This is a genomic window from Streptomyces sp. NPDC047880 (assembly GCF_040706515.1).
In the GTDB taxonomy this organism is placed as follows: Bacteria; Actinomycetota; Actinomycetes; order Streptomycetales; family Streptomycetaceae; genus Streptomyces.
Map to the genome: position 1 here is coordinate 666662 of NZ_JBEZOK010000001.1, position 15709 is coordinate 682370.

The window sequence follows — 15709 nt, forward strand, 5'->3', positions numbered from 1 at the left end:
CCTGGGTCCGGTGTGCAGCCCCGCGGCCTCAGCCGCATGAGGTGGGTGGGCAAAACCCCCGGCCCCGACCGCAGGGCGACGACCACAGGAGAACCCGTGCCGGAAGGCCACACCATCCACCGCCTCGCCCAGGACTACGCCGCCGCCTTCCTCGGCACGAAACCCCGCACCACCAGCCCCCAGGGCAAGTTCACCCCCGCCGCCGCCCTCCTCACCGGCACGGAACTCACCCACACCGAAGCCCACGGCAAACACCTCTTCCTCGGCTTCCGCGACACCCACTGGGTCCACATCCACCTCGGCCTGTTCGGCAAGGTCACCTTCGGCCCGGCCCCCGAACCGCCCCCCACCGACACCGTCCGCCTCCGCCTGGCGAACGACACCGCCTACGTGGACCTTCGCGGCCCCACCACCTGCGCCCTCGTCACACCCCCGGAGAAGCAGGCGATACACGACCGCCTCGGCCCCGACCCCCTCCGTGACGACGCCGACCCGGACGCCGCCTACCGTCGCATCACCCGCAGCCGTACGACGATCGCCGCTCTCCTCATGGACCAGAAGGTCATCGCCGGCGTCGGAAACGTCTACCGCGCGGAGGTCCTCTTCCGGCACCGCATCGACCCGTACCGCGCCGGCAAGGACATCACCCCCACCGAGTGGCACGCGATATGGACCGACCTCGCCGGCCTCATGCACGAGGGCGTCCGCAACAACCGCATCGACACCGTCCGCCCGGAACACACCCCGGAGGCGATGGGCCGCCCCCCGCGCGTCGACGACCACGGCGGCGAGGTGTACGTCTACCGCAGGGCGAACCTGCCCTGCCACATCTGCGGCGGCGAGATCCGCACCGCCGATCTCGCCGCCCGCAACCTCTTCTGGTGCCCGGCCTGCCAACGTCCCTGAAGCAGTGCCCTTGCAACACAGCGCCTGAAACAGCGCCCTTGATACGGCCGGGCGTCCCTCAGAACCCGTGCGGCAGCCACGGCGGCACGACCGACCCGAACCCGAGCGACGCCTGCGCCAGCGCCCCGGGCCGGATCTCCCGCACACGCCCCGCCGCCGCCAGCGCGGCCAGCGACACGCCCCCGAGATACGCCGCGCCCAACTCCCGTACCGACAGGGCGACATCAGCCGCGTCCGCCGTGCGCTCGCAGGACGCACCCTTCGTGTCCCCGCTCAGCCGCCAACGCCCCGCGTTCCAGGGGCAGAACGCGTCCTCCACCTCGAACACCACGTCCACCGGGGCCTGGTACGTCCGCGCCTCCAGCGCGGCCCCGACCTCGACCGGCCGGACGTACAGCGAGTCCCGCAACCACGGGTGGCAGCGTCGCTGGTCGGACACCAGGTACTGCCACGCGTCGTCCACCGGACGCCCCCGCACGGTCACCTTCGACGTCAGGTCGATCCCGAGCAGGAACCGCCACAGCGCCGCGTCCGCCGCCGGGTCCAGCGCCACCACATCCTGCACGGCCACCGTGCCGTTGGACCCGGACAGCTCCCACTCCGGCTTGACGCGGAACCGTGCGTACCCGACCGTCTCCCCGTCCCGCTCGGCGAGCACGCACTGCAGGGGCGAGGCCCCCGCCCGCTCGCTCTCCGGGTCGAGCACCCCGAGCCGCTCCCAGCCGGGCCGCCGCGCCAGCATCCCGGGCCGCGCCGGAACCAGCCGGGCGTACAAGGCCTCGCACACGTCGAGCACATCGGCCGGCACCGCGTACCGCACCCGTACGTCATCCGTACCGTCCGGCACCGACAGCCCGACCCGGGTCGTGTCGATCTCTGCGGTCAGCGAGAGGGTCGCGTTGCCGTACCCGAACCGCCCGTAGATCGCCGGCTCGGACGCGGTGAGCACGGCCAGCGGCTCACCCCACGCGCGCACGTCGTCCAACTGCCGCCGCATCATCGACGTCAGCAGGCCGCGCCGGCGATGCGTGGCGGCCACGCTGACCATCGTGACGCCTGCGACCGGCAGCGATGCTCCGCCGGGCACGGTCAGCCGGAAACTGAACGCCCCGGCCGTCCCCACACACTCGTCCCCGTCCCAAATGCCAAGGGAACGGTCGAATTCGGTCAGCGAGCGCCACAACTCCCGCTCCTCCGCGGCTTCCGGCACCCCGCCGAAGCCCCGGAGCAGGGTGTTGTACCAGGTGTCCCAATCGTCCTGCCGAAGGACTCGCAGACCGGGCGAAAGGCGGTTCGCGTCAGGTGCCATGAGCCATGCCTACCAGGGCAATGCGGGACGAGCGAGGGATTTTCTCCCGGGCGGCGGTGGGACGCACGCCGTGCGGTTCACTGTGATGTTCCGCCCTCGGACGGGGGACAAGTAGGACCTCCCGTGCCAAGGGGCCGGTCCGATGGATAGGGTCCCGAACTAATGGCATCAGGACGAGAGCGGCGCGCGGAAGCCGAGACGTTCACGGCCCGGTTGAGGAAGCAGTGGCACCGGGCCCGTGTCGGCGTGCGCCGGGCCGCCGTGGACTACTTCCGCGGCAACGGCTCGGACTGGATCGCCCTGGCCGGTCTGATCCTGACCGTCCCGCTGATCGCGTCGGCGACGCTGGCGAACTCGGTGTGGTTCTCACCGGCCGCGCTGGTGCTGCCCGTCGTCGTGGGCGGTCTGCTGCTGCGGCCGGCGAGCCTGCTCGGGCTGTACGCCGCGGCGGCCACGGCACTGATCGTGGAGTCGGTGCAGCTCGGCCCGTACACGGAGGGCCCTTCGAGGGTCACCCCGGGCGTCGTGCTGGTGGTGGCGGCCTGCGGGTTCTTCGGACTGCTGCTCGCTCAGTTCCGCAGCCGGGTCGGCGTGCCCTGGCGGCGCGGCGGCACCATGCTGTTCGACCTGCGTGAACGCATCCGGGTGCAGAGCAAGCTGCCCGACCTGCCGGGAGGCTGGCACCGGGAGATGGCGCTGCGCCCGGCGGGCGGCCAGTCCTTCTCGGGCGACTTCGTGGTGGCGGCGCGCACCAACGGCGGCCGTACGCTGGAAGTCGTCCTGACCGACGTCTCCGGCAAGGGCATGGACGCGGGCTCCCGCGCCCTGCTGCTGTCCGGCGCGTTCGGCGGCCTGCTCGGCTCCCTCCCGCCGCACGCCTTCCTCCCTGCCGCGAACGGTTACCTCCTGCGCCAGGACTGGGACGAGGGCTTCGCCACCTCCATCCACCTGGTCCTCGACCTGGACTCCGGGGACTACGAGCTCTACTCCGCGGGCCACCCTCCGGGCCTCCAGCTCAGCGCCGGCACCGGCCGCTGGGAGGAGAAGGCCGCCGAGGGCCCGCTCCTCGGGGTGTACGACGGCGCCCAGTTCGACCCGGTGAAGGGCTCGCTGCGGCCCGGGGACGTGCTGATGCTGTTCACGGACGGCCTGGTGGAGACCGCCGACCGTGACATCGTCGAGGGCATCGACCGCCTCACCGGCGAGGCCGACCGCTATGTGGCGGGCGGTTTCCACGGTGCCGCCTGGCACCTCATCGAGGCCGTGGCCAAGGACGTCAACGACGACCGGGCGCTGCTCCTGATCTGCCGCGAGGGGCCGACGGCCGCCGCGTCCCGTGAGACACTGGTGCGGTGACCGAGACACCCCGTATGACCCTGGCCCAGGTGGAGGCCACCGCCCGCACGGCGCACACCGGCCAGACCGACAAGGCGGGCCGGCCCTACGCCGAGCACCTGCGGGCCGTGGCGGAGGGCGTTCGGGCGCGGGGCGGCGACGAGGAGCAGATCGCGGCGGCCTGGCTGCACGACGCCGTCGAGGACGACGCCCTCTCCGCGCAGTGGCTGCGCGGGGCCGCGCTGAGCAGCCGTACGAAGGACATCGTCCTCGCGGTCACCAAGCGGGCGGGGGAGACGCCGGAGGCGTACGCCGCGCGGATCCTCGCCACGCCCGGCGCGCTGCTGGTGAAGGAGTCGGACCTGGCGCACAACGCGGACCCGGCGCGCCTCGCGGTCCTCGACGCGGCGACCCGCGAACGACTGACCGAGAAGTACGCGCGGATGCGCGTACTTCTCGGTCTGGTGGGATGAACGCTGCCGCAGGGGTCAGGCGTTGACCTTCTCGCGCTCGCGTTCGCGCCGCTCGGCGCTCTGGCGTTCGCGGGCCTGCTCGGCCGCGTCCGGCTTGAAGGCCCAGTCCATCTTCGGTTCCATCGCGAACCGGAAGGCGCGCTGCACCGGCTTGGTGCACAGCACCGTCACGACGGCGGCCGCGAGGACGGTCACGAGGATCTCCCCGGTCGGCCGGTGCAGCCAGGACGCCTCGAACCAGCCCTGGTAGTCACCGGCCTTCACCAGGAAGCCGTGCAGCAGGTAGCCGTAGAGCGTGCCGGCGCCGAGGGCGGTGAACCACATGTGGCGGCGCGGCACCCAGGCGAAGAAGCACGCGGTCAGCACCAGGGAGCAGCCGAACATCGCGAGCACCATGACCGGGCCGGTCCACCACGGGGCGCCCAGCTCCTGCGCGGCGTCCCGGTGGTAGAACCACGCGGTGTTCATGCGCGGCACCGCCCACCAGCTGAAGGCCAGCGCGGCGGCGAACACCGGCACCGAGGCGATCCGCACCGAACGGCGGCGCACCATGTGGAAGTGCTCGGGCTTCATGATGAGCCCCAGCACGAAGAACGGCAGGAACTGCAGGACGCGCTGCAGGTCCAGGTCGTCACCGATCTCCGGCGTGACGGTCGCCAGCATGGCGAGACCCAGCGCGAGCGGCAGCGGCCAGCGCACCAGGTTCCAGATGGGGGTGGTCAGGCGCCAGACGAACAGCGCGACCAGGAACCAGGTCAGGTACCAGGGGTCGAGGAGGCTGATCTCCTGGTGCGGGTCGTTGTCGATGACCCGCTTGAAGAGCGGATAGGCCGTCTCGAAGATGATGTACGGCACGGCCACGCCGGTGATCAGGCGCTTCAGCCGGCTGGGACGCATGTCGAAACTGCGCGAGAAGTAGCCGGAGATGAGGATGAACGCCGGCATGTGGAACGCGTAGACGACCTGGTAGGCGGCCTCGAGAACACGGCTGTCGCTCTTGAGCGGCTCCCAGGCGTGGCCCATGGCCACCAGCACGATCGCGAGGTACTTGGCGTTGTCGAAGAACGCGTCGCGCTGCTTGCCGTTCTGCTTATTCTGCGTGCTCTGCGGCGAGCGAGGGCTCGGCACTCCGTCGGCCGGCGACTGTGCCGGGGGAAGTGGCGCCCTGCGGTCGCCGTTCGGTCGCAGCGAGTTCGTCACAGACCCTCCCACCAAGAGCTCGGGGAGACGATCCGGGACCTCGCTGCGCGTGCGGGGGACGAGGCAGCGTGGAACATCTGAGGCACCCTAGCGTTCCCTGCAGCTATTCGTAAAACGCCGGACGTCATTCCTGGCTATTCGCTGCGGGTACCCCGGATTACGGGTAGTTGACATCACTGTCGGCGTGATGGTCAACACATCGCCCGATGGCGGATTTTGCGCACCAGACCCGCCCTGCTTGTCCTGACACTTCAGGACTAAGCGGTGCATAAGACCAGCAGGCGACTCCAGCGGAATGTCCGCTTCCGTCCTTCTTCAGCCCCTGCCCACAGGGGTGTTGGTGAGTCCGTGGCAACAATTCGAAATACCTGCGAACGCATTGTGTGGAGACGGAAACGATGCGGCCGAATTTCCTGCGCGGGGTGGCTCGTCGAATTGCCGTGCGACCGCTCGGTGTCGGGTACCCGCGCGGAGGCGTCACACACCGGCCGCGCACGGGGACGGACGCGACACGGGTGTGGTCGATGCGTCACCACCCGCATAGCCCGGCCGTGTTGGTGGCACGATGGTTCTGGCGGGGTGCGCGGGGTCGCGTCCCCGGGCCGGGAGAGCGGACCGACCGAGGGTGTGATCAGTTGTGGCCATTTCACTGTCTGTGGTGCTGCTGTTGGCGATCATCCTTGTGGTGTTGCTGAGAGGAGGGAGCATCAAGGCGGGCCCGGCCATCGTGGCGATCCTCTTCGGCTTCTTCCTCGCCTCCACCGGCATGGCCCCGTCCATCAACCGCTTCCTCAACTCGATAGCGGACACCATCAACTCCATCAGCTTCTGACCGACCGGGAAGCGCCCCCTCCGGCCGCGGCCCCCCGCGACAGCCCGAGCCGTACGAGCCGGCCCGGCCGAGCGGCCCACGTCCCGTGCGGCATCCGCCCCGCCTGCTCCGTGGGCGTACGCGTCTCCTGACCCCCGGGGGCATCGGATCCAGCGGCGGAACGGTGGGCTCGCCGCCCCGGTCGCCGAACCTGATCCTGACCTGACAATCGCGGTCGGCGTGCGCGACCAGGCACCCGCCGGCCTGGAAACACAGCGGGGAGGGGCGGCCTCGGGCGGTGCGGCGGAGATCTCCGCCGGCCCCAGGGCGGCATCGGCGATTCCGTCGATCTACACGAAGACGGCGACGTCGTCGATCCGCGCGAAGACACCGAACGGCTACCGCCGATGACCTTGCCGGTGACGGCGGTGCCGACCGGCAGGGCCGCCTCGGCCGCCGCCCAGGCAGGCCGTATCCCTCCGGCGCCGGATCCCCGGCACCCGTCGGCCACGAGCACTCGGTCACGGACCCTGGACGCCGGAAGACCGCTGACACGCTGAGCGACCTGGTCGACGAGGGAAACACTCAGGGCCAGGTCGAGGAAAATCCCTCCGGCCTGGCCCTGAGTCATATGGAGCGGGCGACGGGAATCGAACCCGCGTAGCTAGTTTGGAAGACTAGGGCTCTACCATTGAGCTACGCCCGCACGCGTGCGCCGCAGGTCGTGTGACCGCGGCACTGAAGGCATCCTAGCGGGTCGGCGCCCTTCGTCGCACACCGCATTCCCGCCCCGCCCGACGCGGCACGAACCCGGTGGAAATGCGGCGGCCGCACCGCCTGTGGGCATGTACCCTACGTGTCGCACCGAACGGGGTGTGGCGCAGCTTGGTAGCGCGTCCGCTTTGGGAGCGGAAGGCCGTGGGTTCAAATCCCGCCACCCCGACCAGCCACCCGATCACCTCGAGTGATCGCCCATCCGATCACCTCGGGTGATCGCCTTTTGGGCGGTGTAGTCGCTGCCGTTACTATGCAAGCTGCACGCCCGTGTGTCTCAGCGTCTGAAGTCCTCCGGGCGGCGAAATCCGCCGGGCCGCTCTGGCCCCGGCAGAAACCAAGAAGTCAGCCACAAGGAGACCGAACCGTGAAGAGCGCCGTGGAGACCCTGAACCCGACTCGGGTTCGGCTCACTGTCGAGGTGCCCTTCGAGGAGCTCAAGGACAGCCTCGACGCGGCGTACAAGAAGATCAACCAGCAGGTCACGGTGAAGGGCTTCCGCAAGGGCAAGGTCCCGGCCCGGGTCATCGACCAGCGGTTCGGCCGCGGTGCGGTCCTGGAGGAGGCGGTCAACGACGCGCTTCCGAAGTTCTACACCGACGCGGTCAACGAGGCCGAGCTCAGCGTGCTGGGCCAGCCCGAGGTCGACATCACGGAGCTGAAGGACGGCGAGACGCTGAACTTCACCGCCGAGGTCGACATCCGCCCGGCCATCGAGATCCCGGACTTCTCCGGCATCGAGGTCGAGGTCGACGCGGTCGAGGTCACCGACGAGGACGTCGACAAGGCCGTCGAGGAACTGCGCGAGCGCTTCGCCTCCACCGCCCCGGTCGAGCGTGCCGCCGAGGACGGCGACGTCGTGACGATCGACCTGCAGGCCAAGGTCGACGGCGAGGTCCTCGAGGACGGCGTCGCCGACGGCGTCTCCTACACCATCGGCTCCGGCGAGCTGCTGGACGGCATCGACGACGCCGTGAAGGGCCTGGAGGCCGGTGGCGAGGCCACCTTCACCTCCGAGCTCAAGGGCGGCTCGGCGGCCGGCAAGGAGGCCGAGGTCACCGTCAAGGTCACCCAGGTCGCCAAGCGCGAACTGCCCGAGCTGGACGACGAGTTCGCGCAGCTCGCCTCCGAGTTCGACACCATCGAGGAGCTGCGCGCCGACAGCCGCAAGCGCCTCGAGAACATGAAGCAGTACGACCAGGCCACGCAGGCCCAGGAGCGCGTCCTGGAGAAGCTGCTCGAGCTGGTCGAGGTCCCCGTCCCCGAGAAGCTGCTCGAGGACGAGGTCAACACCCGCAAGCACAACCTCGAGCACCACCAGCTCGGCCAGATGGGCCTCGACCTCGCGAAGTACCTGGAGATCCAGGGCAAGAGCGAGGAGGAGTTCGAGACCGAGACCCGTGAGGCCGCGGTCAAGGGCATCAAGACCCAGTTCGTGCTCGACGAGCTCGTCAAGCAGGAGAAGCTCAACGTCAACCAGGAGGAGCTCACCGAGCACCTCATGCGCCGTGCGGCCTCCTCCGGCATGTCCCCCGACCAGTTCGCCCAGGCGGTCGTCGAGGGCGGCCAGGTTCCGCTCCTGGTCGGCGAGGTCGCCCGCGGCAAGGCCCTGGCCGTCGTGGTCGAGAAGGCCACGGTCAAGGACACCAACGGCGAGATCATCGACCTCGACGACGAAGAGGACGAGACCGAGTCCGCCGAGGCCGAGGCCACGGAGGCCTCCGCCGAGGAGAAGACCGAGGGCTGAGCCCCGGTAGCGGTGAGTCTGTGAAGAAGGCCCTGGGGCGTGCCCCAGGGCCTTCTCGCCACCCAGGGGGCAAGCGCGCACTCCAGGGGCGCGGGGAACTGCGCGACAAGCCCCCACCCGCCCGCGGCCCGGCGATTTCCGCACCACCCACGACGAGACCGCACGGCGCCCCGGCGGAGCCCACCGCGCTACGCCCCCGGCGAACACTCCCATCTCCGGGATTCCCCGAAGGGACCCGCGCGTTAGGGTCCATGAATACGAGGGCAGTGGAGTCCCCGAACGGCTCCTAGCCCCTAGGGAAACGTGAGACGGCCCGGCGCCGTCGTAAGACGAGCAGGTGGATACGTGACGAATCTGATGCCCTCAGCCGCCGGCGAGCCTTCCATCGGTGGTGGCCTCGGCGACCAGGTCTACAACCGGCTGCTCAACGAGCGGATCATCTTCCTCGGCCAGCCGGTCGACGACGACATCGCGAACAAGATCACCGCGCAGCTGCTGCTCCTTGCCGCCGACCCGGACAAGGACATCTACCTGTACATCAACAGCCCCGGCGGTTCCATCACGGCCGGCATGGCGATCTACGACACCATGCAGTTCATCAAGAACGACGTGGTCACCATCGCCATGGGCCTCGCGGCTTCGATGGGCCAGTTCCTGCTCAGCGCCGGCACCCCCGGCAAGCGCTTCGCGCTGCCGAACGCCGAGATCCTGATCCACCAGCCCTCCGCCGGCCTCGCCGGTTCGGCCTCGGACATCAAGATCCACGCCGAGCGGCTGCTGCACACCAAGAAGCGCATGGCCGAGCTGACCTCGCAGCACACCGGCCAGACGGTCGAGCAGATCACCCGCGACTCGGACCGCGACCGCTGGTTCGACGCCTTCGAGGCCAAGGAGTACGGCCTCATCGACGACGTCATCCCCACGGCCGCCGGCATGCCGGGCGGCGGCGGCACCGGGGCCTGAGCGGTTCCCACGGGGCCTGTGGCGCCCCGTGAGGCCCATGGAGCCCTCCCGGGCCCCAGCGTCCCCAGACTGCCCCAGCCGACCGCCTCAGCCCTTTTCAGGAGACACCGTGAACCAGTTCCCCGGCAGCGGGATCTACGACCGTATGCACGCCGTGCAGGACATGAGCGGCTCGCAGAGCCGCTACACCGGCCCGCAGGCCGAGTCCCGCTACGTCATCCCCCGCTTCGTCGAGCGCACCTCCCAGGGCATTCGCGAGTACGACCCGTACGCGAAGCTCTTCGAGGAGCGCGTGATCTTCCTCGGCGTCCAGATCGACGACGCCTCCGCCAACGACGTCATGGCGCAGCTGCTGTGCCTGGAGTCGATGGACCCCGACCGTGACATCTCGGTCTACATCAACAGCCCCGGCGGCTCCTTCACGGCGCTCACGGCGATCTACGACACGATGCAGTACGTGAAGCCGGACATCCAGACGGTCTGCATGGGCCAGGCCGCCTCCGCCGCCGCCGTCCTGCTGGCCGCCGGTACGCCGGGCAAGCGCATGGCCCTGCCGAACGCGCGCGTGCTGATCCACCAGCCGTACAGCGAGACCGGCCGCGGTCAGGTCTCCGACCTGGAGATCGCCGCCAACGAGATCCTCCGGATGCGCTCGCAGCTGGAGGAGATGCTGGCCAAGCACTCCACCACGCCGGTCGAGAAGATCCGCGAGGACATCGAGCGCGACAAGATCCTCACGGCCGAGGACGCGCTGAGCTACGGCCTGATCGACCAGATCATCACCACCCGGAAGATGGACAACTCGAGCCTGCGTTGAGGCGAGAGGCTGTAACGTCTGCCGCCCCTTGGCACGGTTTGGCTCGGTTCACGTCAAAGCGAACCGCGCCAAGGGGGGCCCGAACGGGGGGCCCGGCAAGGTACCGTCGGACATAAGGCAGCACCAGGAGTCCGCTGGACGTCGGCGTCCAGGAGTCTCCCAGGCGAAGGGGAAGCACACCGTGGCACGCATCGGTGACGGCGGCGATCTGCTCAAGTGCTCGTTCTGCGGCAAGAGCCAGAAGCAGGTCAAGAAGCTCATCGCAGGGCCCGGTGTGTACATCTGCGACGAGTGCATCGATCTCTGCAACGAGATCATCGAGGAAGAGCTGGCCGAGACCAGCGAGGTCCGCTGGGAGGAGCTCCCGAAGCCCCGCGAGATCTACGAGTTCCTCGAGGGCTACGTGGTCGGCCAGGAGGCCGCCAAGAAGGCCCTCTCCGTGGCGGTGTACAACCACTACAAGCGCGTGCAGGCCGGTGAGAACGGCGGGGCGAACGGCCGCGACGACGCCATCGAGTTGGCGAAGTCCAACATCCTGCTCCTCGGCCCCACGGGCTCCGGCAAGACCCTCCTCGCGCAGACCCTCGCGCGCATGCTGAACGTCCCCTTCGCGATCGCCGACGCCACGGCCCTCACGGAGGCCGGATACGTCGGCGAGGACGTCGAGAACATCCTGCTCAAGCTGATCCAGGCGGCCGACTACGACGTCAAGAAGGCCGAGACCGGGATCATCTACATCGACGAGATCGACAAGGTCGCGCGGAAGAGTGAAAACCCCTCGATCACCCGCGACGTGTCGGGCGAGGGCGTCCAGCAGGCCCTGCTGAAGATCCTGGAGGGCACCACGGCCTCCGTACCGCCGCAGGGCGGCCGCAAGCACCCCCACCAGGAGTTCATCCAGATCGACACGACGAACGTGCTGTTCATCGTGGGTGGTGCCTTCGCGGGCCTGGAGAAGATCATCGAGGCCCGGGCCGGCGCCAAGGGCATCGGCTTCGGCGCGCAGATCCGCTCCAAGCGCGAGATGGAGTCCAAGGACCAGTTCCAGGAGGTCATGCCGGAGGACCTGGTCAAGTTCGGCATGATCCCCGAGTTCATCGGCCGCCTCCCGGTCATCACCTCGGTCCACAACCTCGACCGCGAGGCCCTGCTCCAGATCCTCGTCGAGCCGCGCAACGCGCTGGTGAAGCAGTACCAGCGCCTCTTCGAACTCGACGGCGTGGAGCTGGACTTCGAGCGCGAGGCCCTGGAAGCCATCGCCGACCAGGCCATCCTCCGCCAGACCGGCGCGCGAGGCCTGCGCGCCATCATGGAGGAAGTCCTCCAGGGCGTGATGTACGAGGTCCCGTCCCGCAAGGACGTGGCCCGCGTCGTCATCACGGCGGACGTCGTCCAGTCGAACGTCAACCCGACCCTGATCCCGCGGGACGCGCGGGGGCGGGGGCCGGGCGAGCAGAAGACGGCGTAGCCGCCCACCTGGGACATACGAAGGGGCCCCGGTCATCGACCGGGGCCCTTCCCTTTTGCGTCTGGGGGGATCGTCAGGCTTTGACGCGGATTTCCTTGCGAGCCTTTGTGGTGAGGTCGATCGCCACGTCCTTGGTGACGCCCTGGGCCGCGTCGCCCGGCGACACGATGGCGAGGGTGCTGTAGTCGGCCCACGCGCAGAACCAGTTGGTCTTCTCCTTCTTGGTCAGCTGGTCCTGCCCCTTGACCGACTGGCACTTCATGACCGCGCCGTCGAGATCCGCCGCCTCTGGCTCACCGACCAGTTCCGGTTTGCCGGATCCGGTGGAGGTCTCCTTATCGGCCGACTTCTTGAAATTGGCGAAGAACAGGTCCAGCGTCGCCTCCGGGTCGGAGATCTCACCGTACGCACCAGCCACGGAGAGGGTCTTGGCCGTTGCCATCTTCGCCGCGGACGCCGGATCGTTGGGGTCGTAGTCGCTCAGGTCCACGGTGGAGTAGAGGGCCGCTGCGGACTTGGCGTTCTTGACGCCGCTCTTCTCCAGCTCCGACGTCGAGTCGTTGCCGGCGGTCGCTCCGTCCTTCGTGGTCCGCTTGTACTCGCTGAGCACGGTCGCCGGAGTCGCCAGCTTGTGCGGCCCGTCGTCCTCCAGCGCGCCCGCGCCGCCACCCCCGCCGATCACGAAGTACGCGCCGACGCCGATCGCCGCCACGACCGCGACCGCGCCGATGATCAGGCCTGTCTTCTTCTTGCCGCCGCCCGGGGCCGGGGGCTGGGGCACGCCGTACGGGGCCTGGCCGTAGGGCGGCTGCTGGCCGTACGGGGGCTGCTGGCCGTAAGGGGCCTGCTGCGGCGGGACGCCCTGCGGGGGCTGCTGCGGGTAGCCGTAACCGGGCTGGGGCGGAGGGGCCTGCTGGGGGTAGCCGTAGCCGGGCTGGGGTGCCTGCGGCGGCTGGCCGTACGGACCCGGCTGGCCGTACGGGCCGGGCTGCTGGGGCTGCTGCCCGCCATACGGGCCCGGCTGGTTGTAACTCATGTTCTGGGTTCCCCTCCAGATGCTTATGTGTTCCGGACATCCTGGCGCAGACTCGCCGTGTGCATGGCATCGGGGCCCCCACCGTTACAAACGAAACGCGTTTCGGGACGGGGTCGTGACACCTCTAAACTGACCCCCGTGACCGAGAACGCTCAGCAGCAGCCACCAGCGCCCAGCACCGACCTGCCGACCCAGTACGCGCCGGCCGACGTAGAGGGGCCGCTGTACGAGCGCTGGGTAGAGCGGGGTTACTTCGAGGCGGACGAGAAGAGCGACAAGCCGCCGTACACCATCGTCATCCCGCCGCCGAACGTCACGGGCTCGCTCCACCTGGGGCACGCCTTCGAGCACACCCTCATCGACGCCCTGACCCGCCGCAAGCGCATGCAGGGATACGAGACGCTGTGGCAGCCGGGCATGGACCACGCCGGCATCGCCACGCAGAACGTCGTCGAGCGGGAGCTCGCCAAGGAGGGCAAGTCCCGCCACGACCTGGGCCGTGAGGCCTTCGTCGAGCGTGTCTGGCAGTGGAAGGGCGAGTCCGGCGGCCAGATCAGCGGCCAGATGCGCCGGTTGGGCGACGGTGTCGCCTGGTCCCGCGAGCGCTTCACGATGGACGAGGGCCTCTCCCAGGCCGTCCAGACCATCTTCAAGCGCCTCTACGACGACGAGCTCATCTACCGCGCCGAGCGCATCATCAACTGGTGCCCCCGCTGTCTGACGGCCATCTCGGACATCGAGGTCGAGTACCAGGACGACGACGGTGAGCTCGTCTCCATGAAGTACGGCGACGGGGACGACACCATCGTCGTCGCCACCACCCGTGCCGAGACGATGCTCGGTGACACGGCTGTCGCCGTCCACCCCGAGGACGAGCGGTACCAGCACCTGATCGGCAAGCTGGTCAAGCTGCCGCTGACCGACCGCTCCATCCCGGTCGTCGCGGACGAGCACGTCGACCCCGAGTTCGGCACGGGTGCCGTCAAGGTCACCCCGGCGCACGACCCGAACGACTTCGAGATCGGCCAGCGCCACGACCTCCCGGCCCTGACGATCATGGACGAGCACGCCGTGATCACCGCCCACGGCCCCTTCCAGGGCCTGGACCGGCTGGAAGCGCGGTCGGCGATCGTCGCCGCGCTGCGCGCCGAGGGCCGGATCGTCGCGGAGAAGCGGCCCTACGTCCACTCCGTCGGCCACTGCTCGCGCTGCAAGACCACCATCGAGCCGCGGCTGTCCATGCAGTGGTGGGTCAAGGTCGGCCCGCTCGCGAAGGCCGCCGGTGACGCCGTCCGCGACGGCAAGGTCAAGATCCATCCGCAGGAGATGGAGAAGCGCTACTTCGACTGGGTCGACAACCTCCACGACTGGTGCATCTCGCGGCAGTTGTGGTGGGGCCACCGCATCCCGGTCTGGTACGGCCCGAACGGCGAGGTCGTCTGCGTCGGCCCCGACGAGCAGCCACCCGGCACCGAGGCCGAGGGCTGGCGCCAGGACACCGACGTCCTCGACACCTGGTTCTCCTCCGGCCTGTGGCCGTTCTCCACGCTCGGCTGGCCCGAACAGACAGAGTCGCTCGCGAAGTTCTACCCGAACTCCGTCCTGGTCACCGGCTACGACATCCTCTTCTTCTGGGTCGCCCGGATGATGATGTTCGGCCTGTACGCGATGGACGGCACCCCGCCGTTCCACACCATCGCCCTGCACGGCATGGTCCGCGACCAGTTCGGCAAGAAGATGTCGAAGTCCTTCGGCAACGCGGTCAACCCGCTGGACTGGATGGACAAGTACGGCTCCGACGCCCTGCGCTTCACCCTCGCCCGCGGCGCCAACCCGGGTGTCGACGTCCCGATCGGCGAGGACTGGGTCCAGGGTTCCCGGAACTTCGCCAACAAGATCTGGAACGCCACGCGCTTCGCGATGATGAACGGCGCGACGATCGAGGGCCCGCTGCCGGACGCGTCGAAGCTGTCCTCGACCGACCGCTGGATCCTCTCCCGCCTCAACTCGGTGGTCGCCGAGGTCGACGCGTTCTACGAGGACTACCAGTTCGCGAAGCTCTCCGACGCGCTGTTCCACTTCGCGTGGGACGAGGTCTTCGACTGGTACGTCGAGCTGTCCAAGACGACGTTCCAGGCGGGAGGCGAGGCGGCCGAGGTCTCCCAGCGCGTCCTCGGCGAGGTCCTCGACGTCACGCTGAAGCTGCTGCACCCGGTGGTCCCCTTCGTCACCGAGACCCTGTGGACCACGCTCACCGGCGGCGAGTCGGTCGTCATCGCCGACTGGCCCAAGGCTGTGTCTGTTCCTGGTGCTGAGGCACCGGGTGGCTTCCGGGACGCCGACGCCGAGCGCGAGATCGAGTCCCTCCAGTCGGTCATCACCGAGGTCCGCCGCTTCCGCGCCGACCAGGGCCTCCAGCCCGGCCAGCGGGTCCCGGCCCGGCTGACCCTGGACGGCACGCGGTTCGCGCCGCACGAGGCCGCCATCCGTCAGCTGCTCCGCCTCCAGCCGGAGGGCGAGTCCTTCACGGCGACGGCGACCCTCCCGGTCGCCGGTGCCGAGGTCGCCCTCGACCTCTCCGGCACGATCGACGTCGCGGCGGAGCGCAAGCGCCTGGCCAAGGACCTCGCCGCGGCCGAGAAGGAGAAGTCCCAGGCGAACGCCAAGCTCGGCAACGAGGCGTTCCTGGCCAAGGCCCCCGACCACGTCGTCGACAAGATCCGCACCCGCCTGGCCAAGGCGGAGGAGGACATCGCCCGCATCCAGGCCCAGCTGGAGCGCCTGCCGCAGGCGTAAGGGTCCGTACGGCCGTGAAGGCCCCGGTGCTGCTGAGCACCGGGGCCTTCCCGCACTTCAGGAGCGCGGGGAAG

13 protein-coding genes and 2 tRNA genes are annotated in these 15709 nt (G+C 69.3%); 11 read left to right on the top strand and 4 right to left on the bottom strand.

Annotated features, from left to right (window positions below; genetic code table 11):
• The first annotated feature begins 96 nt into the window (after positions 1–96).
• Entirely contained in the window at positions 97–906 is an 810-nt protein-coding gene (locus tag AB0937_RS03200; RefSeq protein ID WP_366709210.1) for a DNA-formamidopyrimidine glycosylase family protein, read from the top strand.
• Between the two features lie 58 nt (positions 907–964).
• On the opposite strand, the gene AB0937_RS03205 is transcribed toward AB0937_RS03200, so the two are convergent.
• On the bottom strand, positions 965–2215 hold the full coding sequence (locus AB0937_RS03205) for a GNAT family N-acetyltransferase (RefSeq protein ID WP_366709211.1): 1251 nt from the start codon (positions 2213–2215) through the stop codon (positions 965–967).
• Positions 2216–2377: 162 nt separating this feature from the next.
• Between AB0937_RS03205 and AB0937_RS03210 the strand changes: the two genes are divergently transcribed.
• Positions 2378–3571, top strand: a complete 1194-nt coding sequence (locus AB0937_RS03210; protein WP_366709212.1) for a PP2C family protein-serine/threonine phosphatase — start codon at positions 2378–2380, stop codon at positions 3569–3571.
• Between the two features lie 14 nt (positions 3572–3585).
• Positions 3586–4023 (top strand): HD domain-containing protein, encoded by a 438-nt coding sequence (locus AB0937_RS03215; protein ID WP_366709334.1) that lies wholly within the window; start codon positions 3586–3588, stop codon positions 4021–4023.
• A gap of 15 nt (positions 4024–4038) precedes the next feature.
• Here AB0937_RS03215 and AB0937_RS03220 read toward each other — a convergent pair whose 3' ends face one another.
• Positions 4039–5151 carry an acyltransferase family protein gene (locus tag AB0937_RS03220; RefSeq protein WP_366709213.1) on the bottom strand — a complete coding sequence of 371 codons (1113 nt, stop codon included), beginning with the start codon at positions 5149–5151 and terminating at the stop codon, positions 4039–4041.
• A 709-nt stretch (positions 5152–5860) separates the two neighbouring features.
• On the opposite strand from AB0937_RS03220, the gene AB0937_RS03225 reads away from it, so the two are divergent.
• Positions 5861–6055: a hypothetical protein gene (locus AB0937_RS03225; protein WP_031107160.1), complete on the top strand. Its 195-nt coding sequence runs from the start codon at positions 5861–5863 to the stop codon at positions 6053–6055.
• Positions 6056–6274: 219 nt separating this feature from the next.
• Positions 6275–6445, top strand: coding sequence for a hypothetical protein (locus AB0937_RS03230; protein WP_366709214.1), 171 nt, complete (start codon positions 6275–6277; stop codon positions 6443–6445).
• Positions 6446–6666: 221 nt separating this feature from the next.
• Here the strand turns inward: AB0937_RS03230 and AB0937_RS03235 are convergent.
• A tRNA-Gly gene (locus tag AB0937_RS03235) sits at positions 6667–6740 on the bottom strand.
• Between the two features lie 163 nt (positions 6741–6903).
• On the opposite strand from AB0937_RS03235, the gene AB0937_RS03240 reads away from it, so the two are divergent.
• The 5 genes from AB0937_RS03240 (at position 6904) to clpX (ending at position 11803) form a co-directional block, all read left to right on the top strand.
• Positions 6904–6980 (top strand) — tRNA-Pro (locus tag AB0937_RS03240).
• 195 nt (positions 6981–7175) lie between these two features.
• On the top strand, positions 7176–8555 hold the full coding sequence (gene tig / locus AB0937_RS03245) for a trigger factor (protein ID WP_366709215.1): 1380 nt from the start codon (positions 7176–7178) through the stop codon (positions 8553–8555).
• A 357-nt stretch (positions 8556–8912) separates the two neighbouring features.
• On the top strand, positions 8913–9518 hold the full coding sequence (locus tag AB0937_RS03250; protein WP_192234658.1) for an ATP-dependent Clp protease proteolytic subunit: 606 nt from the start codon (positions 8913–8915) through the stop codon (positions 9516–9518).
• A gap of 109 nt (positions 9519–9627) precedes the next feature.
• Entirely contained in the window at positions 9628–10335 is a 708-nt protein-coding gene (locus AB0937_RS03255) for an ATP-dependent Clp protease proteolytic subunit (RefSeq protein WP_366709216.1), read from the top strand.
• A 181-nt stretch (positions 10336–10516) separates the two neighbouring features.
• On the top strand, positions 10517–11803 hold the full coding sequence (gene clpX / locus AB0937_RS03260) for an ATP-dependent Clp protease ATP-binding subunit ClpX (protein WP_031114127.1): 1287 nt from the start codon (positions 10517–10519) through the stop codon (positions 11801–11803).
• A 73-nt stretch (positions 11804–11876) separates the two neighbouring features.
• Here the strand turns inward: clpX and AB0937_RS03265 are convergent, their stop codons facing one another.
• Positions 11877–12839 carry a hypothetical protein gene (locus tag AB0937_RS03265; protein WP_366709217.1) on the bottom strand — a complete coding sequence of 321 codons (963 nt, stop codon included), beginning with the start codon at positions 12837–12839 and terminating at the stop codon, positions 11877–11879.
• 138 nt (positions 12840–12977) lie between these two features.
• Between AB0937_RS03265 and AB0937_RS03270 the strand changes: the two genes are divergently transcribed.
• Complete coding sequence (locus tag AB0937_RS03270; RefSeq protein WP_366709218.1) at positions 12978–15635, top strand: valine--tRNA ligase; 2658 nt, start codon at positions 12978–12980, stop codon at positions 15633–15635.
• Positions 15636–15709 lie beyond the last annotated feature (74 nt).